At 40.8% G+C, this 25,455-nt stretch carries 24 protein-coding genes; 7 read left to right on the top strand and 17 right to left on the bottom strand.

Annotated features, from left to right (window positions below; all coding sequences use genetic code 11):
• Window positions 1-131: 131 nt before the first annotated feature.
• Window positions 132-830: a DUF2259 domain-containing protein gene (locus Q0H92_RS02860; RefSeq protein WP_296011662.1), complete on the bottom strand. Its 699-nt coding sequence runs from the start codon at window positions 828-830 to the stop codon at window positions 132-134.
• A 153-nt stretch (window positions 831-983) separates the two neighbouring features.
• On the opposite strand from Q0H92_RS02860, the gene Q0H92_RS02855 reads away from it, so the two are divergent.
• Complete coding sequence (locus tag Q0H92_RS02855) at window positions 984-1,814, top strand: hypothetical protein (RefSeq protein ID WP_296011659.1); 831 nt, start codon at window positions 984-986, stop codon at window positions 1,812-1,814.
• On the opposite strand, the gene Q0H92_RS02850 is transcribed toward Q0H92_RS02855, so the two are convergent.
• Window positions 1,811-2,461, bottom strand: a complete 651-nt coding sequence (locus Q0H92_RS02850) for a phosphatidate cytidylyltransferase (RefSeq protein WP_296011655.1) — start codon at window positions 2,459-2,461, stop codon at window positions 1,811-1,813. The two genes, Q0H92_RS02855 and Q0H92_RS02850, sit on opposite strands and share 4 nt — an antisense overlap.
• Before the next feature lie 2 nt (window positions 2,462-2,463).
• Window positions 2,464-5,805 carry a hypothetical protein gene (locus Q0H92_RS02845; RefSeq protein WP_296011652.1) on the bottom strand — a complete coding sequence of 1,114 codons (3,342 nt, stop codon included), beginning with the start codon at window positions 5,803-5,805 and terminating at the stop codon, window positions 2,464-2,466.
• 156 nt (window positions 5,806-5,961) lie between these two features.
• Here Q0H92_RS02845 and Q0H92_RS02840 point away from each other — a divergent pair, with 156 nt between their 5' ends.
• Complete coding sequence (locus tag Q0H92_RS02840) at window positions 5,962-6,693, top strand: glycogen-binding domain-containing protein (protein ID WP_296011649.1); 732 nt, start codon at window positions 5,962-5,964, stop codon at window positions 6,691-6,693.
• Here the strand turns inward: Q0H92_RS02840 and ffh are convergent.
• The 3 genes from ffh to ndk form a co-directional block, all read right to left on the bottom strand.
• Window positions 6,690-8,084, bottom strand: a complete 1,395-nt coding sequence (gene ffh / locus Q0H92_RS02835; RefSeq protein WP_296011646.1) for a signal recognition particle protein — start codon at window positions 8,082-8,084, stop codon at window positions 6,690-6,692. The two genes, Q0H92_RS02840 and ffh, sit on opposite strands and share 4 nt — an antisense overlap.
• A 24-nt stretch (window positions 8,085-8,108) precedes the next feature.
• Complete coding sequence (locus Q0H92_RS02830) at window positions 8,109-9,164, bottom strand: NAD(P)H-dependent glycerol-3-phosphate dehydrogenase (RefSeq protein ID WP_296011643.1); 1,056 nt, start codon at window positions 9,162-9,164, stop codon at window positions 8,109-8,111.
• Between the two features lie 180 nt (window positions 9,165-9,344).
• Window positions 9,345-9,791: a nucleoside-diphosphate kinase gene (gene ndk / locus Q0H92_RS02825; RefSeq protein ID WP_296011640.1), complete on the bottom strand. Its 447-nt coding sequence runs from the start codon at window positions 9,789-9,791 to the stop codon at window positions 9,345-9,347.
• Between the two features lie 80 nt (window positions 9,792-9,871).
• Between ndk and Q0H92_RS02820 the strand changes: the two genes are divergently transcribed.
• On the top strand, window positions 9,872-10,510 hold the full coding sequence (locus tag Q0H92_RS02820; protein ID WP_296011636.1) for a hypothetical protein: 639 nt from the start codon (window positions 9,872-9,874) through the stop codon (window positions 10,508-10,510).
• Here the strand turns inward: Q0H92_RS02820 and fabZ are convergent.
• The 6 genes from fabZ to Q0H92_RS02790 form a co-directional block, all read right to left on the bottom strand.
• Window positions 10,507-10,938, bottom strand: coding sequence for a 3-hydroxyacyl-ACP dehydratase FabZ (fabZ, locus tag Q0H92_RS02815; RefSeq protein WP_013700668.1), 432 nt, complete (start codon window positions 10,936-10,938; stop codon window positions 10,507-10,509). The genes Q0H92_RS02820 and fabZ overlap by 4 nt on opposite strands.
• Before the next feature lie 4 nt (window positions 10,939-10,942).
• On the bottom strand, window positions 10,943-12,190 hold the full coding sequence (gene fabF, locus Q0H92_RS02810; protein WP_288604890.1) for a beta-ketoacyl-ACP synthase II: 1,248 nt from the start codon (window positions 12,188-12,190) through the stop codon (window positions 10,943-10,945).
• Between the two features lie 53 nt (window positions 12,191-12,243).
• On the bottom strand, window positions 12,244-12,987 hold the full coding sequence (fabG, locus tag Q0H92_RS02805) for a 3-oxoacyl-[acyl-carrier-protein] reductase (protein ID WP_294424088.1): 744 nt from the start codon (window positions 12,985-12,987) through the stop codon (window positions 12,244-12,246).
• A 13-nt stretch (window positions 12,988-13,000) separates the two neighbouring features.
• Entirely contained in the window at window positions 13,001-13,957 is a 957-nt protein-coding gene (locus Q0H92_RS02800) for an ACP S-malonyltransferase (protein WP_296011632.1), read from the bottom strand.
• 168 nt (window positions 13,958-14,125) lie between these two features.
• The gene (locus Q0H92_RS02795) at window positions 14,126-14,572 is read right to left on the bottom strand and encodes a PTS sugar transporter subunit IIA (RefSeq protein ID WP_013700664.1); all 447 of its coding nucleotides are present in this window, start codon (window positions 14,570-14,572) and stop codon (window positions 14,126-14,128) included.
• An 88-nt stretch (window positions 14,573-14,660) separates the two neighbouring features.
• Window positions 14,661-15,548 (bottom strand): AraC family transcriptional regulator, encoded by an 888-nt coding sequence (locus Q0H92_RS02790; RefSeq protein WP_296011629.1) that lies wholly within the window; start codon window positions 15,546-15,548, stop codon window positions 14,661-14,663.
• Between the two features lie 144 nt (window positions 15,549-15,692).
• Here Q0H92_RS02790 and Q0H92_RS02785 point away from each other — a divergent pair, with 144 nt between their 5' ends.
• The gene (locus tag Q0H92_RS02785) at window positions 15,693-18,464 is read left to right on the top strand and encodes a glycoside hydrolase family 3 protein (RefSeq protein WP_296011626.1); all 2,772 of its coding nucleotides are present in this window, start codon (window positions 15,693-15,695) and stop codon (window positions 18,462-18,464) included.
• A 108-nt stretch (window positions 18,465-18,572) separates the two neighbouring features.
• A complete protein-coding gene (locus Q0H92_RS02780) occupies window positions 18,573-18,842 on the top strand; it encodes an ACT domain-containing protein (RefSeq protein WP_296011623.1) in 270 nt (89 codons plus the stop codon).
• Window positions 18,843-18,990: 148 nt separating this feature from the next.
• Here the strand turns inward: Q0H92_RS02780 and Q0H92_RS02775 are convergent, their stop codons facing one another.
• The 5 genes from Q0H92_RS02775 to gatC all read right to left on the bottom strand — a co-directional run bounded on the left by Q0H92_RS02775 (window position 18,991) and on the right by gatC (window position 23,717).
• Window positions 18,991-19,407, bottom strand: coding sequence for a flavodoxin (locus Q0H92_RS02775; protein ID WP_296011620.1), 417 nt, complete (start codon window positions 19,405-19,407; stop codon window positions 18,991-18,993).
• A gap of 7 nt (window positions 19,408-19,414) precedes the next feature.
• Window positions 19,415-19,984, bottom strand: a complete 570-nt coding sequence (locus Q0H92_RS02770; protein ID WP_296011618.1) for a DUF3793 family protein — start codon at window positions 19,982-19,984, stop codon at window positions 19,415-19,417.
• A 367-nt stretch (window positions 19,985-20,351) separates the two neighbouring features.
• Window positions 20,352-21,893, bottom strand: a complete 1,542-nt coding sequence (gene gatB / locus Q0H92_RS02765) for an Asp-tRNA(Asn)/Glu-tRNA(Gln) amidotransferase subunit GatB (RefSeq protein WP_296011615.1) — start codon at window positions 21,891-21,893, stop codon at window positions 20,352-20,354.
• 2 nt (window positions 21,894-21,895) lie between these two features.
• Entirely contained in the window at window positions 21,896-23,401 is a 1,506-nt protein-coding gene (gatA, locus tag Q0H92_RS02760; protein ID WP_296011612.1) for an Asp-tRNA(Asn)/Glu-tRNA(Gln) amidotransferase subunit GatA, read from the bottom strand.
• 1 nt (window position 23,402) lies between these two features.
• Window positions 23,403-23,717, bottom strand: a complete 315-nt coding sequence (gene gatC / locus Q0H92_RS02755) for an Asp-tRNA(Asn)/Glu-tRNA(Gln) amidotransferase subunit GatC (RefSeq protein ID WP_013700656.1) — start codon at window positions 23,715-23,717, stop codon at window positions 23,403-23,405.
• A gap of 145 nt (window positions 23,718-23,862) precedes the next feature.
• On the opposite strand from gatC, the gene Q0H92_RS02750 reads away from it, so the two are divergent.
• Window positions 23,863-24,627 (top strand): J domain-containing protein, encoded by a 765-nt coding sequence (locus Q0H92_RS02750; RefSeq protein WP_296011608.1) that lies wholly within the window; start codon window positions 23,863-23,865, stop codon window positions 24,625-24,627.
• A 19-nt stretch (window positions 24,628-24,646) separates the two neighbouring features.
• A complete protein-coding gene (gene map / locus Q0H92_RS02745; protein WP_296011604.1) occupies window positions 24,647-25,426 on the top strand; it encodes a type I methionyl aminopeptidase in 780 nt (259 codons plus the stop codon).
• Window positions 25,427-25,455 lie beyond the last annotated feature (29 nt).

Here is a 25,455-nt window from a genome sequence, read left to right as displayed (position 1 = left end):
CTTCCTCTGTTCGATTTTTGAAAAGTTTAGCATTTTTGCAAGTTTGCTACAATGAAAAAAATAAAAGAAAAAAAACGACCTTCTGAAAAAACAGAAGGCCAAAAACGAAGGAGGTTTATGAATAAGGAAAATTATTTTATTCGGTAAGTTTCAACCATGTATCTGATTGAAGTTCCTGTGTCATCTTCAAGGGTTTTCTTTACAACAAAGACAAGGCTTTTTCCTGATTTGTCTGCAAAAATTCTTTCAATCTGATACGCCGTGATCCCCTTGCGCTCAAAGTCAGGAGTTCCAACAGCAAAAGAAGAAACTGTGTTTCCATAAGAATCTTTTTTTAGAACTTCAATAAAAAATTTTGACCGGCAGTTTTTTCCGCTTCCGTTAAAAGACGGAACAAGGCGCACATGATAAAGAATTCCAGAAACATCAGATATTCCTTCAAAATCCTTGAACACGATTTCTTCTGTAGGAGATTTTGTTTCTGACTCGCGCAAATACAAAAGTGTTCCGACTCCGGCTGGCTTTGCATTGTACTTTGAAATTTTCCAGTTGCATTTTGCCTTTAAATTTTCATAAGCAGTTTTTCCTGAAATGTCCGAGGAATCTTTTGACTTGAAAACTTCGCCTTTTACAAAATCATTCGCGGCGACATCAACTGTGAAAATTTCCGCCCAAGGCTCGTAAGTTTTGTCTGTTTTTCCGTACTGGCCAAAAAGATAATATTTTCCGTCTTCAGAAAAACCTATATCGTCAAAAGAAGCGGCGTCTCCTGCAAATGCACTGCACACGGCAAAAAAAACAGAAAATGCGCAAACTAAAATCTTTTTCATTTTATTCCTCCCGGAAAAAACTTCGCAAGAAAATGCTGGAAGTTCCCACAAGTAAATTTTCGGCAAGCAAAAATAAATCTTTAGAAAAGATTTCCGCTGAAAGAAAAAACTGCTTCCCTTGATAAAAAGAAACCGCTGGAGTATTCTTTAGGCATGACTTTAAAAAACAAGAACAGAATTTTTCTTTTTTTATTTATATTCAGCGTGATAATTTTTTTGTTCAATATTACAGTTCTTTGCATTGCGGCTGCGGCAAAATCAATAGTTCCGCCGATAAATCCGATGCGGCCGTTCGTCCTCATTCCAAAAGGCGGATTGTGTCCGTACAATTTTAATTCATCGCTGGCAGCAATAATCACATTCAGCCTTTCAGCTCCGGCACTTTCAATTGCAATTTTTAAAGGATTTGAAAAAACTCCTTCACTTGAAATTTTATTTTTTTCCGGATTTATAATCAGTTGCGTTACAGAAAGCGCGAGAATTCTTTTGCCGCTTTTTGGATTCTGGAAAACGAATTCGCTTTTTTTAATTTACATCGGACGGATTGTTGCAGCCGGAAGATTTCTTGCGCCGATGAGCCTTTTCTTTGCGGCAGTTTTTTCTTCCGCGGAAGAACTTCAAAATGCGGAACGGAACATTTTTATTTTGCTTGCTTCAACTTGCGCATTCGGATTTTTTTATCCGATGGACACAACAATAACAATTTCTACTTGCACGGTTCTTTGGGGCTTTAGAAAATTTTTCGCGGTCATAAGAGTTTTTATTGTTGTAGTAACAATTTTTTCAGTTCTGGTAGAAGCATACACAAAAGGAATAAAAGGGATTTACATAAAAGCATTGGGCGTTGTAATTCTTGCGGCAGGCTACGGTCTTTTATGCAACACAGACTGCTGGCTTGAATTTTTCATTGCGATTATTCTTTATGTTTCAGGATGCGTTCTTTATTTAAAGACCGTTCACTATTTGGAAAATACTTGGAACTAGCAAAGCAAATACTGCGCCAATCCGCCGAGCAAAATCGGAATAAAAAGATTGTCAAAATCCTTTAGCGGAAGAATTTCAATTAGCATTCCGGCTCCTGCAACTATGAGCGAAACTTTTGTTATGTCCGCCTGACCTTGAAACATAAAAAAGCAAGCCAAGTAGCAAGAAATAAAAATCGCGGTAAAACAAGTGAGGCTTCCGGCGACAGTTTTTCCTTCTGTAAACGGAATCTGAATTCTTCCAAAAAGTTTTCCAGCAAGACTTGCAAGACCGTCTCCAAAGGCGAGAGCGTAAATTCCAATTGCAGCAGGAAGTTTTTCCCATAGAATTGCGCTTGAAATAATTCCCAAAACCAGCGTTACAGGACCTAGAACGAATTTGTTTTCATCGCGTTTTCTAGCGGCGGCTTCTGTTACGGCGGAAATCAAAAAAACTTCTTTTCCATTCAGGCGCAAAATTTCCGCAACAGAATAAAAAACAACCAGCGCAAAAAGGCACGCAATAGTCGGCTTGTACGCAATCCAAAGGAAACACGGAACAAACGCGCTGCACAGATGAATCGACTTTCTGAAAAGCTCTTTTAAGATTCCAATTATTTTCTGACGAGAAATTATTCCGCTGTATTTTTTTGAGAAAAGAGCCATCATAATTATTCCAGTCCTTCCTCTCCATTTAAAAGCCGCGGAATTTCTGTATAGATTTCAGGCTCATATCCAGAAACAGGACGCGTTATATATTTTATGTTTTGCTCGGCAAGATTTGAACCGTCAAGCCTTATCATTGTTGTCTGGTTTCTTGTCATTGTGTCCCACGCTCTAAGACTTTCCTGCAAGCATACAATCGATTTTGCATTCAATGAGCTGTTTCCTGTTGCCGACGCAATTCTTGAAAGCGTAACTCCAAGATTATTAGAAGCCTTCATGTAAGTGTCAACAATATCAGCATGGTCATCGCGAATCTGCGGAAGCACAACGCCGTATTTTTCACGTTCAACATCAAGAATAGAAAGAAGCCTTTCATAATATCCGCGCGCAATATAATTGTCTCCACTCAAATTCAAAGTGTTTGCAAGGGCAAGTAAAAGATGAGTGTCGTTTTCATTCGTGTCCTGGCTTTTTATAAACGAACCCAAAGCGGCAGGATAGTTTCTATTTTGGTACTGAATATATCCAATTCTGTAGCGAACAGAAGAAGTGTCGTGCTTGTTGTTCACCGCGTTCTGATAATTTTTTAAGGCAGCAGCATTGTCCCCGGAAATAAAATAATCCAAATCCGCTAGGTCAGAATACAAGGTTCCAACATTTTCATCGCTTTCAAATCCGCTGGAATCCCGCTCATGCTCAAAAATTTCAATTCCCTTTCCGTACAATTCTTCTGCAGTAAGATATTCACGCTGATTCCGCATTTCTTCGCCCAGCAATCTGACTGCGTTTATATATTTGTAAGTGTCCTTGCGGTTTCTCTTTGGCTGATTTTCAAAAGAATTTATTGAAGCTTCAAGAAGTTTTGCAGCATTGCGTCCGCTTTTAGTTTCAACAAAATAACGACCCATGTTGTAAAGCGCAACAGAATTTTCCGGCGCAGATTTCAGCGCAGTTTCCAAAAGTTTTCTGACATCTTCTATAGAAAATCTTAAATTTTCTTCTGACGGACGAAGCTTTCCATAACGCTTGTCGAGCATATATCCGCTAAGTTCAATCAAGTCCTTTGAAGAAATCGCATTTTTCTTGCCCATCAAAATATTCTTGTACATAAGAACTTGGCGCAAATTATCTGTGCGGATAAAATATCTCATCTGGCGCGAAAGATAAAGGTCGTTGATTCCGTAAAGCTGAGTTAGCAAATCGTACTGCTCTTTTGCCAAAGGAAATTTTTCAGCATTTCTGTCCGAAGCCCATTCAAGATACAAGTCGCCCAAAGCAAGCAAAGCGTCGGAATCATTTATGTGATAGTCAAGAACTTCACGCTTTAAAATCCGCTCGCCTTCCTCATAATTGTACAAGTCTGAAGTTTCCATGTCCGCCCATTCAAGTCCGGCTTTTTTGTCATGGTTGTAACGCTGAAGAATTGCGCGGTACATCATTCTGGAACGGTCGTACTGCCTGTGATTTCTGTAGCCTTGGGCAAAACGGAAAAACCATTTTTTTACAGGTTTATATGTCAAAGCCTGATTGAATTTTTTTTCAGACTGCGGATACTGATTGTCCTGCAAAAGCGCATAGCCTTGCTTGTAAAGGCTGCTCGCTCTTGCCGGCTTGTAAATAAAATTGTTTGTAAGCGTAAAAATACAGAAAACAAGAATCGCAGCGGCAGTTGTAAAAATCGCGCTAGGAATTATTCTGTTTTTCAGCTGATATTCAATTGATTTTTTGTAGGCTTCATATTCAGCGGCAGAACGGCGTTCAAAATCACGCGGAACATCAAGCGAAATATCAAGAAGTTTTTCCAGCTCAGAAGCAACTTGCCGGGCAGGAGCTTTTCTTAAAACTTTTTCAAGAACTGAAAAAATTGCGTCGTCTGTAAATTCATTTTTTACAACAAAATCTTCAAGCGCAATTCTTACATTCAGCGGATAAGTCGCAAGATTTTTCTGGAATCTTTTGTATTCCGCATCTGTAAAAGTATTTTTTGGCTTTTCAGTTTCTTTGGCTTCCGCGGCATTGGAAAAATCAGCAGTCGCAACATCAGGCTTTTTTGTAAGGTCGGCAGTCGCAATGTCGGAAAATCCCGGAATATGAAATTCGTCATCGCCGTCAGAATCAACTCCGCCAAGCTCAAATCCGCTGTCTTCCTGATTTGAAAAGTCAAGGTCGTTTATGTCGCTTGTGTCAAAAGTTTCAACTGGCTCATCTTCCGGAACATCCATTTCCGGGGAAAAAAGTTCGCCGTCAGTTTGGGTTGGAGCAGAATCATTTTGCTCTGTAGCTTTTTCTTCATTTTCCGGCTGGTTAAAATTCGGAACAGAAAGTTCTTCGTTAAAATCAGGCAAGGAATCCGAATTGTCCGACGGCATATCAAAATCCGGCAAATCAATGTCAGAAAAATCATCGGCTTTAGTTTCCGCATTTTCCGCAGGAGGCTCTGAAATATTTTCTTGAGGCGCATCAAAATTTTCTGTTTTTGGCTCAGAAGAATTTTCGTCGTTCAAGCCGTCAAGATTAAGCGAATCCAAATCAAACGAATTTTCATCTGCGGAATTTTCTGTCGAAGATTTTTCTGCGCCTTCCGATTTATTTTCCGCGGAAGGAAAATCCATTTCACCAATTCCGCTCAAAGAATTTGCAAGAGAATCGGTGTCAAGATCCGGCAGAACATTTTCCTGAGCTGAATCATTCTCGGACGGCATATCAAAAAGCGACTCGTCAAAAGCAGTTCCGTCCGGTTCTGAAGCTGGAATAGAATTTTTTGGAGCAGAATCAGCATCCAAAGAATCCAGGTTAAAAATATCAGGATTTACAGATTCTTCACTTTCATTATTTTTTTCATCATTGGAAACTTGCGGCTCGTCTTGCGCTTGAGGTTCCGGGCTGGATGCAAGAAGAGATTCCAAGTCCATGTCTTCAATTCCAATTTCTTCTGGCTCTGGTTCAGGTTCCGGCTCTTTTTCATCTTCAAATTCAGACAAATCAAGGTCAGATAAATCCATGTCTCCGGCGGAAGGCAAAAGATCTGAAACATCAGGAACTGCTTCATCCTCATTTGCAGCTGGCTTTTGCTCAGAACTAGATTCAGAATCATCATTGTCCATGAAGTCAGAAAAATCGTTTGCTTCACGTTTGCGTTCTTCTGCGGCCGCGGCAGCTTGCGCCTGATCTTCTTCTGAAAGAGCTGGAAGTCCGTTTACAAAATCTTCAGAATCATCTATGTCTGCGACATCTTTGGGGATTTTTACTGTTACTGGTTTTTCTCCGCGGGCAGCCCGGATTTTTACTTCATCACCGAGATTCAATATATCCGAATTAAACTGCTGCAGCTGCTTTAGTCCTGGCATGGTTAAAAATTATACTCCTCAAAGCGACATGGTTTCAAGTCTAATATCGGCACACAAATCCGCCAAGTTTAGAAAATTGAAATCCGCGGAAATCCTCAAAGTTTCAGCAAGAAAATAGAATTCAACTTTAAAATAAAAAATTCCGAAAATACATATATGAAGAAAATACTTTGCGCTATTTTTTCAGTTTTTCTTTTTTTATCTTCTGCGGAAATTTTTTCTGCGGAATCAAAAGTCATGCTCACGGACGAAGAACTTGACTACGCCGAACTCGTGAACACAATTCAAGATGTTGGCTCTCCATATCTCAAGGGCGACTACGCAATTTTCACATCAAAAAGCAACGCGCGCCACATCGGAATCGCATTCGACTTTGAAGGATTCAAAACAATTCATTCATTCAAAATAAAAAAATTCATCGACATGGAATACAAAGAAGCCGGCTCTATTTATTTTTACATTTTGAAAGTTCCAAAAAATGTTCTTGAAATAAATTACAGGCTGATTATAGACGGACTTTGGACAGTTGATCCGCTCAATAATGAAACGGTTTTCAACAGAGAAACAAATCTTGTGCTTTCACATTTTAATGCGTCTCGTGAAATTCCGCAGGTAACTGAAAAAATCAGCGGCGGAAAAATACGCTTTGTCTACAAAGGAAAATCAGGGCAAAAAATCCGTGTGGGCGGAAACTTTACAAACTGGGACAGCTGGATTTATCAGATGAGCGAAGTTGCACCGGGAATTTATCAGTTTGAAATTCCGCTTCCACCTGGAAAATATGAATACGCCTTTTACACTGGAATAAATTCTTTTCCAGACTCAGGAAATCCTCAGAAATGCTACACTCCCGATGGAAAAACAGCATCTCTGATTGTCCTGGACTAGAACTTAAATCCGCCTGGCATATTAAATCCTTTCGGAAGATTTGGCATAGAACCGCCCATTCCCATAGCTCCCATTTGCTGCATAAGCTTTGCCTGCACACCGCGGTTACGTGCAAGTTTTTTCATTGTAAGCTTTGTTTTTTCGAACTGCTTTATAAGCTTGTTAACTTCCTGAACACTTGTTCCGCTTCCCTTTGCAATTCTTTTGCGGCGTGTAGGACCGATAATTAAATGGTTCATTCTCTCTTTATATGTCATGCTTTGAATAATAGCTTTCTGATGCTTCATTCCAGCCTTGTTGATTTGCTCTTCGCTAATTTGTCCGGAAAGTCCAGGCATCATGTCAAGAAGCGATTTTATGCTTCCCATTTTTTCAACTTGCTCAAGCTGCTCAAGCATATCCTGCAACGTAAATTCATTGCGCTGCATTTTTTTCTGCATTTTAAGAGCGGCTTCCTGATCCACAGTTTCCTGAGCTTTTTCAACAAGTGAAACAACATCGCCCATTCCAAGAATTCTGCTTGCAATTCTGTCTGGATGGAAAGGCTCAAAGTCTTCTGTTTTTTCGCCAGTGCCGATAAAGAGAATCGGTTTCTGCGTAATCGACTTTAAAGAAAGAGCCGCGCCGCCACGTGCATCTGAATCAAACTTTGTAAGAATAACGCCGGTCAGTCCAAGCTGCTCATCAAAACTTTTTGCAATATCAACAGCATTCTGACCAGTCATGGAATCAGCGACAAGAACAGTTTCTACAGGATTAAGCTTCTTTTTTATAGAAACAAGTTCCGCCATCATGTCTTCATCAATCTGAAGGCGTCCGGCTGTGTCCACAATTATTGTATCAAGTCCGTTTTTCTTTGCAAAATCAACTGAATGCTCCGCAACTTTTACAGCATCTTTTGAGTCTTCTTTGTAAACAGGAACTCCGATTTTCTCGCCAAGAACACAAAGCTGCTCAACCGCCGCCGGACGAATCAAGTCGCAGGCAACAAGCAAAGGCCGCCTTCCATCTTTTTTAAGACGAGCCGCAAGTTTATGCGCCGCAGTTGTTTTTCCCGCGCCCTGAAGACCAAGCAAAAGAATTACAGACTGAGTGTCAGGTCCTTTTAACGCAAGATCAGTTTTTTTATCGCCGAGCATCGCAACAAGCTTGTCGTAAATGATTTTTACAAACTGCTGGCCCGGATCTACAGCCTTTAAAACTTTTTCTCCCTTCGCTTCTTCAATTGTGCTGTTTACAAAACGGCGGACAACACGCAAATTCACGTCCGCTTCCAAAAGAGCCATTTTTATCTGCTCTACGGTTTCCTCTATGTTTTTTTCTGTAATTGAAGATTTTCCGCTCAAAGTGCGGATTATTCCGCTGAAAGTTCCTGTTATTTTTTCAAGCATTTTTTACTCCGTTTTTGAAATATGCTATCTGTTAAGCAAAAGTTCTTTAAGACATTCTTCCGCATTGATTTCCTTGTTAAGAACTTTGTACAAGGCATTGCAAATAGGAAGCTTAAGATTTTTCTGCTCCATGATTTTATGCACGTATTTGCAGGCAATCGCACCTTCCGGCAAATATCCGACTTTCTTTACATTCGCAATCAAGTCATCAAGATTTTTAAACTGATCCAGCATTCCGGTTTTTATCAAGTCCTGCCCGAATCTTCTGTTGCGTCCGTATTTCGACTTGCAAGTTACATCCAAATCTCCGACTCCGCTGATTGAAGTGAATGTGGCCGCATGAGTTGCACCCATTGCAAAACCAAGTGTCTGAATTTCATTAAGTCCCGCCGCCATCAAAAGACTTTCTGTGTTGTCTCCAAAAATAGGGCTGTTTTCAGCAAGAGCATCCATTGCGCCGTAAACAACAGCAATTACATTTTTAGCAGCCGCGCAAACCTGAACACCAATTGTATCAAAAGAAGCATAAGCCATGATTCCTTTTACACGCAAAAGATCCCGCATACGAACCGCATTTCTGTGATGCTGGCTCGCCGCAATGAGTCCGGTTATTTTTCCAAGCGCAACTTCCTCAGCGTGGCTAGGGCCGGCAATATAAACTGTGGCATTTTTATAGCATTCAGGAAGCGCTTCTTCCATTGTGTCCAAAACAAATTCAGGATTTCCAGATTCAGAAGGAACAAAGCCTTTTGTCAGCGCGCCGATTATTGTAGAGCCGTCCGCAATGTTAGGAACATCAGTAAATTTTTTTATTGTAGAAGCAAGATAAAGCGAAGGACTTCCCATAATCAAAAACTGCTTTCCAGAAGCAACAAGCTTTATGTCAGAACTTGCAGTCATTGAAGGTTCAAGCGCATATCCCGGAAGATACCGTTTATTTTCATGCTGATTATTTATAGACTCAACAACGTCCTCTTCCATTGCCCAAAGCTGAACTTTATGTCCGCCGCGCGCAATCGCAGTTCCCAAAGCAGTTCCCCAGGCACCCGCTCCAATTATACCAACTTCAAAAATTTCCATATCAAATTCCCTGACAAAGCTGACTGAATTTTACTCTTCAACCTAATTTGCAGCTAGCTCAATATTACTACAGAAAAAACAATTCCTCAATGCAAAAAAATCAACCTAAGAGAAAAACAAAAAAGGCACTGCAATGCGACAAAATGCCTATGCAATGCCTTATAATTTTTATAGAAAAGATTAGTACCAGATTCCAGCCTGATCTTCCCAGTCAACAAGTTCTTCCGTCTTGAAAAACAACGCGATTTCTCTTTCTGCGCTTTCGTCGCTGTCTGAAGCATGGATTATGTTATGAGAAGTATGGCAGCAGAAATCTCCACGGATAGTTCCCGGAGCCGCTTCTGCAGGATTTGTTGCGCCAGTAATTTTTCTAACCAAAGTAACGCAGTCGTCGCCCTGCCAAACCATCGCAACAACAGGACCGCTTGTTATGTAATCAAGAAGCGGATCATAAAAAGCTTTTCCTTTGTGCTCTGCGTAATGCTGGGAAGCAAGATCCTGGCTTATATTCATAAGCTTAAGTCCGATCAATTTAAGACCTTTTTTTTCAAGGCGGCTAACAACTTCGCCCACGAGCCTGCGATTCAAAACACCAGGCTTTAACATTGTAAAACATCTTGTACTCATATTCTGATTTTAGCAGAAATCCCCTTGTTTTTCAACGGGTAATAGACTTTCGCAAAAACCTAATCTATACTAGCAGCAGAATGACTATAGAAAAAAAGGAAATCATCGAGCTTCAAAAATCCGTAGAGCGAAAAATCGAAGAGCTTCAGCTTTCTGCAAAACCGGACTCAGCGCAAATATTCGACCTGAATATGCTTGACTCAAACATCTCGCTTTTTCTTCTTGCCGCGGAATTTAAAGATGACCCGGTTGAATTAAAGCCAAGCGACAAGCTGATTATAGAAGCGTTAAAAAAATTCAGAAGCAATTCCACAAAAGAAATCGACATTGAAACTTTCGCAAAAGAAGCCGCAACTGCCGCAAATGAAATTTTAAGTTTAATAGATCAGTTTGAAGAGCGGATTGAAGATTCCACGGAAAAAATTTTCTGCGCAAATTTAAAAGCCCGTTTGGATTCCGCATACAGCTCAATTCAGCAAATCGCTTTTTTAAAAAATGAAGGAAAGAAAAACCTTAAGCTTTGGCAGACGCAGGAAATTCCTCTGCCTGTTTCAAATGCCGGAAAAACCCTTGGAAAAATAAAGTCCGAAAAAAAAGCCGCCGCTTCCCGCGCAAATGGAAAAAAAGGCGGACGTCCTTCAAAAAATCCTCAGCAAACAAAAAAAGCCGCTGCCAAAAAGACAACGGCTAAAAGAACAAAATCAACTAAATCTGTTTAATTTGCAGAACCTACAAGGCACATCCATTCAGCTTCAGCGCAAAGAACATCGCCTACAAAAGCTTTGCCCGACTGCTTTACCATTTTTGGGCTTACACGCAAGTTTGTAACTTCCATTCTTACAGTGTCTCCCGGACGAACCTGATTGCGGAATTTTACTTTGTCAACTGTAGCAAGGAAAAACAAACTGCCTTCAGCGAAAGTTTTCTGCAAGCTCAATGCAGCTCCTCCTCCCTGCGCCATAGTTTCAATAAGAATTACACCCGGAACAACAGGATACTGCGGAAAATGTCCTTTAAAGAAAAAGTCCTCATCTGTAAATTTTCTTGTGCAGACGCAGCCTTTTTCATCATAGCTTTCAATTGAATCCACAAACAAAAACGGTTTTCTGTGCGGAAGAAGGCTTTCTATATCAGTAAATCTTTCCATAATTTTACTCGCTGACTTTTTTGAATACAACAATTCCGTTGTGTCCGCCGAATCCGAAGTTTCCGCTCATAGCAACATCAATGTTCATGTCGATTCCCTTGTTCGGTGTGTAGTCAAGGTCGCATCCGCCTTCAACATCAACTTCATCAAGGTTGATTGTCGGAGGAATATATCCTTCCTGAATTGCCTTTACACAAATCATGGCTTCAAGCGCGCCGGCATCGCCAAGACAATGTCCGTGCATACTCTTTGTTGAAGAAATGTGAAGTTTCTTTGCAGCCTCACCAAATGCCATGTGAAGCATTGCAGTTTCGCCAGAATCATTCAAGTGAGTTGAAGTTCCATGCGCATTATAATATGTAACATCTTCTGGTTTTACGCCGGCATCCTTCATTGCCAAAGTCATTGCGCGTGCGCCCATAATTCCATCTGGATTAGGAGCTGTAAGATGATAGCCATCGCAAGTTGCGCCATAGCCAGCAAATTCAGCATAGATTTTTGCACCGCGGGCTTTTGCGTGTTCGTATTCCTCAAGAACAAGAATTGTCGCGCCTTCGCCCATAACGAATCCGTCGCGCTGCTTGTCAAACGGACGGCAAGCTTTTGAAGGATCATCTGCCCATTTTGAGCTCAAAGCCTGAAGAACTGTAAATCCCAAGTTTGCAAATCCGTTCTGTGTAGATTCAGCTCCACCAGCAAGAACAATGTCGCTTCTTCCTGCGCGGATATTGTCCAAAGCCTGTCCAAGAGCATCTGAACCAGAAGCACAAGCTGTGGCGATTGTATGAGCAACTCCGTGAAGTCCAAATTTTATGCTTATGTTTGCAGCTGCTTCATTCGGAATAAGCTGAGGAATTGTCATTGGAGGCATACGCTTAAATCCAGAATCAAAATAGCTTTTCATGCTTGATTCTGTAATTTCAAGTCCGCCAATTCCAACACCGAGGTAAACAGCGGCATTGTCCAAGGCTTCCTTGTTGTCTGTAAGATTTGAATCGTCCAAAGCCATTTTCGCAGCGGCTACAGCATATTTTGAAAATCTTGCCATTTTGCGTGCCGACTGAGGATCCATGTATTTGTCAGCTTCAAAATTCTTTACTTCCGCAGCGTATTTTACTTTAAAAGCAGAAGCATCATAATGTGTAATAGTTGCGATTCCGCTTTTTCCAGCTCTTATAGAAGCCCAAGTTTCCTCAACGCTGTTTCCGATTGGCGAAACACATCCAAGTCCTGTTACAACAACTTTGCGCATAATTTTCTCCATAAAATAAATTTATTAATATAGTAGATTTATAAATGAAAGGCTTAAGCTCCCATTCCACCGTCAACGCCAATAACCTGAGCAGTTACATAAAGGCTCAAGTCAGAAGCAAGGAACAACGCCGCATTTGCAACGTCTTCAGGTTTTCCGGCTCTCTTTAAAGGAATTCCTTCAACCCATGCCTTGCGGATTTCTTCTTTTACAGCATTTGTCATGTCTGTTTCGATGAATCCAGGAGCAATGCAGTTTACACGAACACCGCGGCTTCCAACTTCCTTTGCAAGCGATTTTGAAAACGCAATGAGTCCGCCTTTGCTTGCTGAATAATTCACCTGACCAGCTCCACCATGAATTCCAACAATTGAAGCCATGTTGATTATAGAACCTGATTTTTTGTGAATCATATCATTTGAAACAATCTGGCAAACAAGAAAAGCTGAAGTAAGGTTTACAGCAAGAACTGAATCCCAGTCTTCCTTTTTCATTCTAAAGCTCAAAGTGTCGCGTGTAATTCCTGCGTTGTTTACAAGAACATCAAAACCGCCGGACTCGCCAAGAGCATTTTTTACAGCCGCTGTAAGAACTTCCGCGTTTCCTGCGTCTGCATAAAATTCATGGAAAGCAGTTCCGTTTTCCGCGGCAAGTTTTTCAAGCTCAGCTTTTCCTGCGGATTCCTTTGTGCACATTCCCCAGACTTCGCATCCATTTGCAAGAAAAACTTCAACAATCTTGCGTCCGATTCCGCGTGAAGAACCAGTAACCAAAGCTTTTTTGTTTTTTAGAAGCATATTTTCTCCAACTTTAAAGATTATTTACAGATTCAGCTGTGTTAACTGGCAAAACTGAAATCGAAGCGTTGTAGTCAGTATTTCCCCAAAGTCCAGAAAGAACTTTTCCAGGACCAACTTCAAGAGCAGCCCATTTGTCAAAACCATCAGCTTTCATAACAGAAGCAAGGCAATCTTCCTCGTCTGTCCAAAGAACTGGATTTGTAAGATGAAGAACTGCGGATTTTTTTGCTTCCTCGCCGGAAACACATTCTTTTCCTGTTACATTTGAAAACAGCTTGATTTTTGGGTCGTTGAACTTAACATCCGCAATAGCTTTTTCAAATTCCACAGCGGCATCCTGCATCAAAGGCGAATGGAAAGGTCCTGCAACCTTTAAGCGGACTGCACGGCGCGCGCCAGCTTCAGAAGCAGCTTTTTCAACAGCAGCAAGAGCATCAAAAGTTCCGCTCACAACAGTTTGCTTTACACTGTTCATGTTTGCCGCATAAGCATCCTTTATGCCGGAAGCAATTTCCTTTACTTTTTCAGGAGAAAGACCAAGAACTGCTGTCATTCCAGGCGCATGACCTTCGTTTTTTGCCGCGATTTCTTCGCATACTTTCTGCATAATAAGTCCGCGCTGGCGTACAACTTTTACAACATCTTCAAATGACAAAACTCCTGCCGCATAAAGAGCCGGAAATTCTCCAAGGCTGAATCCCATTGCCGCAGAAGGCTCAATATTTTTATCTTTTAAAGCAGCCATCAAAGCAAGAGAAGCCGCTGTTATGGCAATCTGGCTGTTGTCAGAACGGCTGAGTTCTGCCGCATCTGATTCCCACAAAAGTTTTGCCATATCTAAATTTACAATGGAAGAAACATCATCAATAACTTTCTTTGCTGAAGGAAAAGATTCAGCAACATCTTTTACCATTCCTGGAGCTTGTGCGCCTTGTCCCGGAAACAAAAATGCGTATTTTTCAGCCATAATTACCTCTTCTATGAATTTTATTTTATTATGACAAAAAAAGACAAAATGTCAAGTATTTTCTTTTTGATGAGCCTTTGTTTTTCTGCGTAAAATGAAATTTAATGGAAAACAAAAAAGCCCCTGCATTTAGCAAGAGCTTCTATAGAAATAATAGAATAAAACAAACTATTCAGTTAAAATCTTTATAACTTCCGCTTTGTCCTGAGTATTCAGAATCTGAGCGCGCTTGTCGGCAGATTTAAACAAAAGGCTGACTTCAGCAAGGAACTGAAGATGCGGACCAGTTTTGTTTACAGGCGACAATGTCATAATAAATATGCGGCAAGGTTCCTGATCCAAGCTGTCAAAATCAACAGGATTGTCTGAAACTCCAATACAAGCAACCAAGTCAGAAACTGTGTCAGTTTTTCCATGCGGAATTGCAATTCCATGTTTCATACCGGTAGACATTTTGCGCTCACGGTCAAGAACACACTCCTTTGCAACTGCTTTATCTGTTACTTTCCCGGCTTTCACGAGAATATCGAGAAGCTCGTCAATAATTTCTTCTTTTGTAGTTCCCTTTAAATGAAGGTCTACTGTGTCAGGTGTTAATACAGTTCTTAAGTCCATATTAATATCTTATGTTCACATGGAAAATTTGTCAAGGTTTAAATATGCAATGTTAAAATTTTTAACAAAGTAAGTTTTTCAGGAAATTCTAGGAAATCTGCGCGGAATCCTTTCTAAAATCAAGCGGCGTTGTCTTGTAATATTTGTGAAAAGTTTCGCAAAAGTAGCTTGTTCCAGAAAATCCGCATTCGTAGGCAATTTCTGTAATCGGAATGTCAGTTTTGCAAAGAAGCTCGGTGCTGATTTTAAGCCTGTATTTTATAAGATAAATTATTGGCGATTCTTTTAAATACTGGCTGAAAATTGAAGAGCATTTGCTTTTGCAGCAGAATCCGGCGGAAGCAATATCTTCAAGTGAAATTTTCTTCTTATAATTGTCCTGAATAAAAACCATCATCAGCTTTAAAGCGTTCAGTCCGACTGAATTTTGTGCTGAAGTTTCAGATTTTATGTCCACGTTGGAATAGATTAGCTCGAATATGCTGAAAAAATTCCGCTGCGTTATAAATTGCCAAGTCTTTGTTTCTTTCTTTAAATGAATTTCTTTCAGAAGTTTTATAATTTTATTTTGCCATTGAATTTTCCGGCTCAGCTTTATAAATGGATAATTTGCATTGTACGTAAACGGCTTTACAAATTTTTCATCAAAATCTTTATTGGAGCAAAGCAACGAAGGATTCAGCAAAATGCAGATAAACTCGCAGTCTTTTCGGTCCGCTGAAAATCCGTAGTGAACTTGCCGGCTGTTTACAAAGATTGCGTCTCCAGCTTCAATTTCAATTAAATTTCCATTCACGTTGTAAGTTTCAAGACCGTCAAGAACAATTATAAATTCCCAGTCCTCGTGCCAGTGAGTGCAGCCTTTTAAATCAGGATAGCAAGATAAAAATCCGCTTGTAATATACGCAGGAAAAGCCGGATCGTTGTAAGCAACATTTTCTGACAAATCCACATTGAAAGTTGAATAACGCTTCAAAAACTGCCTCTTAAAAAAATGGAAGATTGTTATATTAATTTAGCATATAGTTAAAGATTTTGAAAGCAACCAATGTTAATATTGATAAAAAACAGGTGTTGTTTTTTTAACATTTTTTACTTAAAAATTATTATGGGGGATTTTATGACATTTGCAGAAAAAATTCTTGAAGCCGCGCAGGAAGGAATCGTACTTCTTAGGAACAACGAAAATACGCTTCCGCTTGCAGAAAACGAAACTGTTTCTATTTTTGGAAGATGCCAGTTTGATTTTTACAAATGCGGAATGGGCTCTGGAGGTTCCGTCCGCTCGCCTTATTCCACAAATTTAACAGACAACATTCCAATGGCGAACAAAGAGCTTGCAGAAATTTACAGAAACTGGATAAAGGAAAATCCGTTTGACAATGGCGGAGGTGGCTGGGCAATGGAGCCTTATTTTCAAAAGGAATTTCCTGTTTCAGCGGAACTTGCAAAAAATGCCGCAAAAGTTTCAAAAAAAGCAATTTTTGTTGTGGGACGAAATGCGGGCGAAGACAAAGATTTTACAAAAGAAAAAGGCTGCTGGCTTTTAACTGACGAAGAGCGAAACGCAATCAAGGAAATTTGCTCGGCATTTGAAAGCGTAATTATTGTTTTCAACTCATGCGGAATAATCGACACAGCTTGGATTGACGACAAAGAATTTTCTGGAAAAATAAAATCTGTAGTCTACGCTTGGCAAGGCGGACAAGAATCCGGAAGAGCCTGTGCAAATGTTCTGTGCGGAAAATCAGTTCCGTGCGGAAAACTCACTGACACAATCGCAAAATCAATAGACGACTATCCTTCCACAAAAAATTTCGCAACGCCAAACGAATCTTTTTATATGGAAGATATTTATGTCGGCTACAGATATTTTTCAACATTCGCAAAAGAAAAAATTTTGTTTCCATTCGGATTCGGACTTTCTTACACAGAATTTAAAACTGAATTTGTTTCTTCTTCTGTGGAAGGAAAAAATGTAAACGTAAAAGTCCGCGTGGAAAATATCGGAAAAAAATTCAGCGGAAAAGAAATCGTCCAGCTTTATGTTCAAGCTCCGCAAGGAAAACTCGGAAAGCCTTCAAAAGTTCTTGTCGCATTCAAAAAATCAAATTTGCTAAAACCGGGACAGTCGGAAGAACTTGGGCTTTCGTTCAACTTGGAATCAATCGCTTCTTACGATGATTCTGGAATTTCCGGATTTGAATTTTCGTTTGTTCTTGAAGAAGGAAAATATTTTGTGTTCATGGGAACTGATTCTGAAAGCGCAAAAAAAATTCCAGTTGGAAGCAGCGATTTTATTTCAGTTGAAAAAACTTACGCCACGGAAAAACTTTGCCAGGCGCTTGCTCCACGAAAAGCTTTTTCAAGAATCAAGCCAGCGCAATTAATGCCGGACGGAAACTATTCAATTCAAGAAGAAAATGTTCCGCTTGAATCGTTCAGCCTTGAACAGCGCATAAAAGAAAATCTTCCAAAAGAAATTCCGTTCACGGGAAACAAAGGAATAAAATTTCAGGACGTAAAGAAAAATCCTGAGCTGCTTGAAAAATTTGTTGCCCAGCTGAACAATGAAGAGCTTGCAACTCTTGTGCGCGGAGAAGGAATGATGAGCCGCAAAGCGACAATGGGAATCGCATCCGTTTTTGGCGGCGTAAGCGAATCTCTTTACAACTATGGAATTCCTGTTGCAGGATGCGCGGACGGTCCTTCTGGCATAAGGCTCGACACAGGAAAAGAAGCTTCTCTTATGCCTATCGGAACTTTGCTGGCTTGCACTTGGAATCCGCCTCTTGTTCAGGAGCTTTTTGAATTTGAAAGCCAAGAATTAAAGCAAAATCAAATTGACACAGTTCTTGGACCTGGAATAAACATTCACAGAAATCCGCTTAACGGAAGAAACTTTGAATATTTTTCCGAAGATCCGCTTCTCACTTCTGAAATGACGCTTGCGATTTTAAAAGGCGTTTCAAAAGAAGGTCCGTTTGCAACAATAAAACATTTTGCCGCGAACAGTCAGGAAACACAAAGACGCGAGCACGACTCAATTGTTTCAGAACGCGCGTTGCGGGAAATTTATCTCAAGCCGTTTGAAGCCGCCGTAAAACGTGGAAACACCCAGTCAATTATGACAAGCTACAATCAAATCAACGGACATTTTGCGGCAAGCAACTACGATTTGAATTCAACAATTCTCCGCAAAAACTGGAAATACCAAGGTATAGTAATGACCGACTGGTGGGCAAGAATAAACGACTGCATAAAAGGCGGAAAAGGAGAAATTGAACTTACAGCTTCGATGGTCCGCGCGCGAAACGACATCTACATGATTGTAAACAACGACACTGCGGAAAAGGACGGAAACAACGACAACATAAAATCAAGCTTGAAAAACAGCGAGCTTACAACTGCGGAACTTCAAGTTTGCGCAATGGACATTATAAAATTCCTTGCAAAAACTCTTGTGGCTGAACGCAAGCTTCGTCCGCTCAACAACATTCCTGTCTTTGCGCCAAAAGCTGAAAATCAAAACGCAAAAAATCCAGCGCAGGAAAATTTCAGATTCCTTTGCAACGGAGAAACAAAAAGAATTTTCTTCGCGCCGGAAAACGGAGTTTACAATGTGCTTGGAGTTTATTCAAAGCCAGCAGAAGTGGACAAAGTTTCGCAATCTGTATGCAACGTGCTTATCGACGGAAAACCAACATTCGCGTTTGAATGCCGTTCCACAGAAGGAAAAGACACAGGCGCTGTAATCGGACAGGTTCAACTTGAAAAAGGCAACTATGAAATTTCGCTTGAGCATACAAAGCCCGGAATCGAAATAAAATTCGTTGCTCTTTCAAGAGATGTTTCTGTTTCATCTGGAATCGATTATTTAAAGTCCGAGTAGAAAAATGCTGCTTTGGAAATTCATATAGCCAGTTAAAAACTGCTGCTACCTGAATTTCCATTGCGGCTTCTTGTACATAAGTTTTTTTTCTATTAAAATGAATTTATTATGAAAGCTATAGTTACTGTTGTTGGCGCAGATAAAGTCGGTATAATCGCAAAAGTTTCAGCGTATCTTGCAAAGCATTCTATAAACATTGCGGATATTTCTCAGACGATTTTAAGCGGAAATTTTGTTATGATGATGATGGTTAATTTTGACAATGCGGACATCGGAATCGACACTGCAAGAAAAGAACTTGTTGAAGAGCTTGGAACTCTTGGCGTTGAAGTGAACATAATGAACGAAAAAGTTTTTTCTGAAATGCACAGAATTTAAAAACAAAAAACTCCAGTCTGAAACTCAGAATGGAGTTAAAACCAAACACACACACTTTTAAACCAACTCGAGGAATTAGTTTAAACCTGTGCCTGTTGCTAGCACTTTTTATAAGACTGCAATGCAAATGCAAAGCAGTCTATTTTTTTTATGCAGTTTCACCAAGAGACTTGCATTCAGCAAGAGCAGCTTCATCTGGAGCAAGCTGAGCTTTCAAGCCTTCGCCATTTACAACAGTTGCGCCAGCAGCAGAAAGCCGTTCAACCCAAGTTCTAAGCCACTGTCCGTCGCCCCAGTCATAAGAACCGAACACAGCAACTTTTTTTCCGCTCAAGCCGCCTTCAAGATTTGTGTAGAATTCTTCCATTGAATCTTCAAGAACTTCATCTCCCATCGCAGGGCTTCCGAGTATAATAACATCGCAAGCAAGAACATCCGAAACGCTCGCTTCACTTGCAGTTGACATCAAAAGTTCCGCGCCGCAAGATTTTACACCTTCAGCTACAGCGTTTGCCATTGCTTCTGTGTTTCCAGTTGTGCTTGCATAGATTACAGCTTTCTTCATATTTACCTCACATAAAATTTATTGTTTTGCAAATTGCTTCAAAATTATTTCCAGCTTCCAAAAGATTCGAGCATAAAGCGGAACACTTTTTGTAAAGCTCCATTTTTTTTACAGCTTCCGCGACATTTCCGTAGACCGCCCATGCCCCGGAAAATTTAGTTTTTGTTCCTGAATATTTTTCGTATCCAACAACATCTTCCAAAGGATAGCCAAGGAAAACTCCAATCTCATGCGGAAAACTTTCGCAGTAAGAAAGGCGGTTCAAAAGTTCATTCAAAACATTTGAAATTCCTTTGTCTGTAAAATAGCCTTTTAAATTCAAGTATGACAAAATTTCAGGCCTTGAAAGAATTTCCTGAACAAGTTTTTCATCATAAATGAAAAGCAAAAAAAGATTCTCTCCTCTTCTTGCAATTTTTATTTTTTTCTGGCTGCCCTCAAGGATTTTATTCCACAGAAGGATTTTTTTGTATTCACAAAACAGAACTTCTTTTGAAACAGAAACAAGACTTGAAGGCTTTACTCCGCACAAAGTCGGCGCACCCAATTGAATTACTGTCTGCTCAAAAGTTTTCATACAACCTCAAAAAAATGCGGGCATATCACATCAGTGGCTGTGTAAGGAGATGTAAACTTAGGATTAAGAACCGCAAGTTTATATGCCCGCTAGTAATAAATACAAGTTAGCTTGAACTAACTTACAAAAGTTAGCATACAGTAACTAAAAAAGATTGTCAATCATTCTGAGAAAAAATTTTAAATAAAAAAAATCCGCCATTCTAAAACAGAACGACGGATTCAAAATTTACAGTTCAAGAAAAATTAGATTTTACTGTCATTATCGGTCTTAACCCGATAATCTGTTGAAAACTTACAGAAGATTCCGTGTCGCAGCACGGAAATGACAGTTAGGTAACTTTTTCAAAACTTGAAATTAAACCAAACTAGATTTCTGAAAGTTTCTTTTGAACAAGAGAACTTGCTTCCGAAGGATTCGCCTTGCCTTTGGATTCTTTCATAACCTGTCCCATGAGCCAGCCGACAACATTTGTTTTTCCGGACTTAAAGTCAGCCACAGCTTTTGGATTTGCGGAAATAACTTTGTCAACAATCGCTTCAATTGCTCCGCTGTCGCTTACAACTTCCATGCCTTCAGATTTTATAATTTCCGCCGGCATTTTATTTGTCTCAAGCATTTTTGCAAAAACAACTTTTCCCTGCGCGCTTGAAATTTTCTTTGAGTCAATCGCATTTACAAGCTCCGCAATGTGGGCAGGAGTTATAGAAACGTCATTGATTGTTTTTTTGTCTTCATTCAGTTTTGCAAGAAGCTCGGTAAGAATTATGTTCGCAGTGCGCTTTGGATTTTTTGTTCCGGCAGCAGCTTCTTCAAACCAAACAGCCAAGTCGCGGCTAGAAGTCAAAGTTTCAACATCAAAATCAGAAAGTCCGTAGTCCTTCTTTAATCTTGTGCGTTTTGCCTCTGGAAGCTCGCCGACTTTTGATTTTGCATTTTCAATAAGCTCTTCGCTTACACTGAACGGCTTTATGTCCGGCTCAACAACAAAGCGATAGTCAACAAAAGAATTTTTTGTGCGCTGAACAACAGTCTGGCCTTTTGCTTCGTCCCAGCCCATTGTAACTTTAAATCCCGGATTGAATTCCTGGCGGTCTTCCTGAAATTCTTTAAGCTGACGCTGAGCTTCATAAGTGCAGGCATCGCGGATTGAACGGAACGAGTTCAAGTTTTTGATTTCAGAAATCGGAGTGTGGTAAAGTTTTCCGTCCTCCCAAACATTCAAGTTGATGTTGGCGTCGCACCGCATATTTCCTTCTTCAAGATTTCCGTTTGTAACTTTTACATAGCGCAAAATTTCCTGAACAGTTTCCATGAAAAGAGCGGCTTCTTCCGGGCTTGTCATATCCGGCTTTGTTACAATTTCAATAAGCGGAGTTCCAGAGCGGTTGTAGTCGATGTAAGAATGCGCGCCCTGCAAGTGCAATGACTTTCCTACGTCCTCTTCAAGGTGAATGCGCTCAACACGGACGCGGCGATATTTTCCGTTTTCAATAATGCAGTCCTGACCGATGAAATTTTTTGTGCGGCATTTTTCCGAACCGAACTGCTGTTCCTTTGGATATTTGTGCATCGGAAGATCAACATATCCGTCGTGGCAAAGCGGAATGTCGTATTGAGTTATCTGATAGCCTTTTGCAAGGTCAGGATAAAAATAATGCTTGCGGTCAAATTTTGTAAAGCGCGAAATCTCACAGTTAAGAGCAAGCCCCGCAACAGAGCCAAGCTCAACATATCCTTTAGAAACACGCGGCATCGCTCCCGGAAGTCCAAGACAGACAGGACAAACACGAGTGTTCGGCATTCCTCCGTAACGGTTTTCGCAGGCACAGAACGCCTTTGTTTTTGTTAAAAGCTGCGTATGAATTTCACAGCCGATTACAATTTCATATTTATCAATAGAAGGCATTTTTATTTTTCCTCCGCAACAGGAATTCCGCATCCCTTATGCTCGTTTTCCCAGGCTTGGGCAATTTCAAGAATTTTCATTTCGCTGAACATAGGTCCTGCAAACTGAATTCCAACAGGCATATTTCCGTTTTCCGTAGAAGTTCTTCCAGCCGGAACAGACAAAGACGGAATGCGGGCAAGGTTTACAAATGTCGTGAACAAGTCGCTAAGATACATGGCAAGCGGATCGTCAACTTTCTGGCCGAGTTTAAAAGCTGGAGTCGGACAAGTTGGACAAAGAATCAAATCGAACTGCTCAAAAAGCTTTGCAATTTCACGCTGAATGCGAGCGCGCACAGACATTCCTTTTTTGTAAGTATCGCCTGAAAACTGCTCCGACAAAACGTAGTTTCCGATTATAATTCTGCGTTTTACTTCCGGACCAAAACCGTTGCTTCTTGTGTCCACGTAAAGCTCATCGTATCCTTTGCCATTGTCAATTCTGTTTCCGTAGCGGATTCCATCAAAGCGACTCAAGTTCGATGCGGCTTCAGACAAAGCGATTACGTAATAGCTTGCAATTGCGGCATCAAGAATCGGAAGGTCAACAACTTCTATTTTTGCGCCTTTGGATTCAAACCAGCCGCGGGTTTCTTCAAAAACTTTCGCAACATCGGCGTCCATTCCTTTTGACTCAAGAAACTGCTTAGGAACCGCAATTTTCAGTTTTGAAAAATCAGAGAAAGCTTCAACGGAAGGCTTAGCGTCGGGCAAATCAGCGGAAGTGTCGTCATAAAAATCAACGCCGCTCATAACGCTCAACGGAAGCGCAATATCCTGCGGAGTGTGTCCAAGAATTCCAACCTGATCCAAAGAAGAACCGTAAGCAACAACTCCCCAGCGGCTTAGAACACCGTAAGTTGTCTTAAGACCGTAGATTCCGCAGTAGCTTGCAGGAAGACGGACAGAGCCACCAGTTTCAGTGCCAAGCGCAAACAAAGCCTGATTCGCGGCAACCGCAGCAGCAGGACCACCGGAAGATCCGCCAGAAACATAAGCACGGTCAATAGGATTTCTTGTAGGACCGTAAACTGAATATTCAGTGGAAGAACCCATTGCAAATTCATCCTGATTGCATCTTCCAATCGGAATCGCTCCGGCTTTTTCCAAGCGGTTTATTACAGTCGCGCTGTACGGAGCAACATAGCCTTCAAGAATTTTACTTGAGCAGGTAAGTTTTTTTCCGCGCACAGAAATATTGTCTTTTACCGCAAATGGAATTCCAAGAAGTGGCTGCTCTTCAAAAAGTTTTTCAAGAGAACCGTTGCTTCTAGCTTCTGAAATTTTCTGGTCGGCAGTTTCCGCAGACTTTAAAATATCATCATAAATTTCAAGGAAGGCATTAAGCGGCAATGCTGAATTTTTGTCAGCTTCAAAAGTTTCCTTGGATTCCTTTACCAAAGCCACACTTGAAGTTTCTCCGCTTTTTAACGCCTCTACAGTTTCTTTTATAGTCTTGTACTTCATCTTACGCACCTTCTCCCAGAACTTTTGGAACTTGGAAATATCCGTCCATAAAATTCGGCTCGTTTATTTTCTTGACATCGTGCATTTCAAGTCCCGGAACAATTTCGTCCTCGCGCAGGCATTCAGCCTTTGTTGTAGGATAAGCGTCATAAGGATTTTCGCTGTCATCGTATTTAGAAAGAATATCAAAGTATCCTACAATTTCGTCCACCTGCTTTTTTAAAGTAGCCATGTCTGTGCTTTCCGGGGAAAGACGTGAAAGGTATAAAAGTTTTTCCAATGTTGATTCGTCAACGGTACGTTTATTTTCACTCATGCCGCGATTATACAAAATTTAGAACGTTTAAGCAATTTAAGGGCGGATTCATTTCTTGGAGCAAAAACGGCTTTAATTGCTTAAATGCAAAAAAAAATGTAAACTTCATCTTGCGTGAAATTTTTTCCGTCTGAAAAGAAAAAAGATGAAAGACTATTATAAAATTCTAGGCGTTTCAAGAACAGCGACAATCGCAGAAATCCGGCGCGCGTACAGAAAGAAGGCGAAGATTCTGCATCCGGACATCACGGGTGAAGATTCAGAGGACTTTCGCGAGCTTGTGGCAGCCTACGAAATTTTGTCCGACATAAAATCACGCGGACTTTTTGACGAGTCAGTTTTATTCAAGCAGAGCAATTTCCACCGTGAAAAAAATTTTGAATCATTCGACTACAGAAAATGGCTTTTGGAGCGTACCGATGACGAAAGCCGCGCCAAGCTGATTTTTTTTGATCTTCTGCACAACAACGAGGATGAAGCTGTAAGGGAATTCAAGAGAATGAACATGGAGCGCGTTGGATTCAGGCTGTCAAGATGGTTCACGCGGGAAGATTTTATGGACTACGGATTTATTCTTGCGGAAGAACTCGTTTTGCGGCAGGAATATTACGACGCGGTCATTCTTCTGGACCAGATTATACGGATGGAATTTTCGTTTGAATACTTCAAGCTTTTTTTTCCGGAAGTAAAAAGTCTTGCGCGGCATATTCTTCGGAACAATATTGAGGGTGCAGTGAACGACGAGCTTGCGATAGATGCCTGGGAACGCGCGCTTGAACTTAGGTTCGGAAAAAATGACGACGCGTTTTTTCTTTTAAAGATTGCGGATTCTTACGAGCGAATTGGAGATTTTCAGACTGCAAAAATATGCAGAAACGAAGCCGCAAGAGTTTCCGCAGAAACAAAATAGGAAATCATGGAGTTTATATATGATACGTTTAAAAAATGAAGAGCAAATCAATGGAATCAGAAAAAGCTGCCACTTGCTTGCTGATTTATTCAACGAAATTATTCCAAAGGTAAAGCCCGGAGTAAGCACAAAGGAAATCGATGACTGGTGCGTAAACTTTGCAAGAAAGTTCGGGGCGACTCCGGCATGGTACGAGGAAGATTTTCCGGGCTGCGCGTGCATAAGCATCAACAATCAGGTTATCCACGGCGTTCCTTCCAAAAAGCGGATTGTAAAGGACGGCGACATTGTTTCGCTTGACATCGGACTGAATTTAAAAGGCTACATTTCAGACAGCACGCACACAGTTCTTGTAGGAAACGTAAAGCCTGCGCACCAAAAACTTTGCCGTGTTACACGCGAATGCCTTTTGGCCGGAATTGACGCTTGCAAGGCAGGCAACAGAATCAGCGACATTTCAAATGTGGTCTATGACATTGCATACAATCAGAACAAGTACGGCGTTGTCTATGAATACTGCGGACACGGAGTCGGCCTTGAAGTCCATGAAGATCCAAGCGTCTGCAACTGCCCTTCATCTGGTCCGAACCCGCGCATTCAAGCCGGAATGGTTCTTGCAATCGAGCCGATGATTAACGAAGGAACTGCGGACGTTGACATTGAAGAAGGAAGCGACTGGACTGTTGTTACCGCGGACGGTTCTTGGAGCTGCCACGAAGAGCACACTGTTGCGGTTTTTAAAGACCACACGGAAATTCTTACCGACTTGGACTACAACGGAAATTCATGTTTAAAATAAAACGCTAAAATTCGAATAGATTTTCAGGA

Source organism: uncultured Treponema sp., assembly GCF_934725225.1.
Classification (GTDB): Bacteria; Spirochaetota; Spirochaetia; order Treponematales; family Treponemataceae; genus Treponema_D.
Note: the sequence above shows the minus strand (reverse complement) of the source record. Positions and strands in the feature narration are given on the sequence as shown.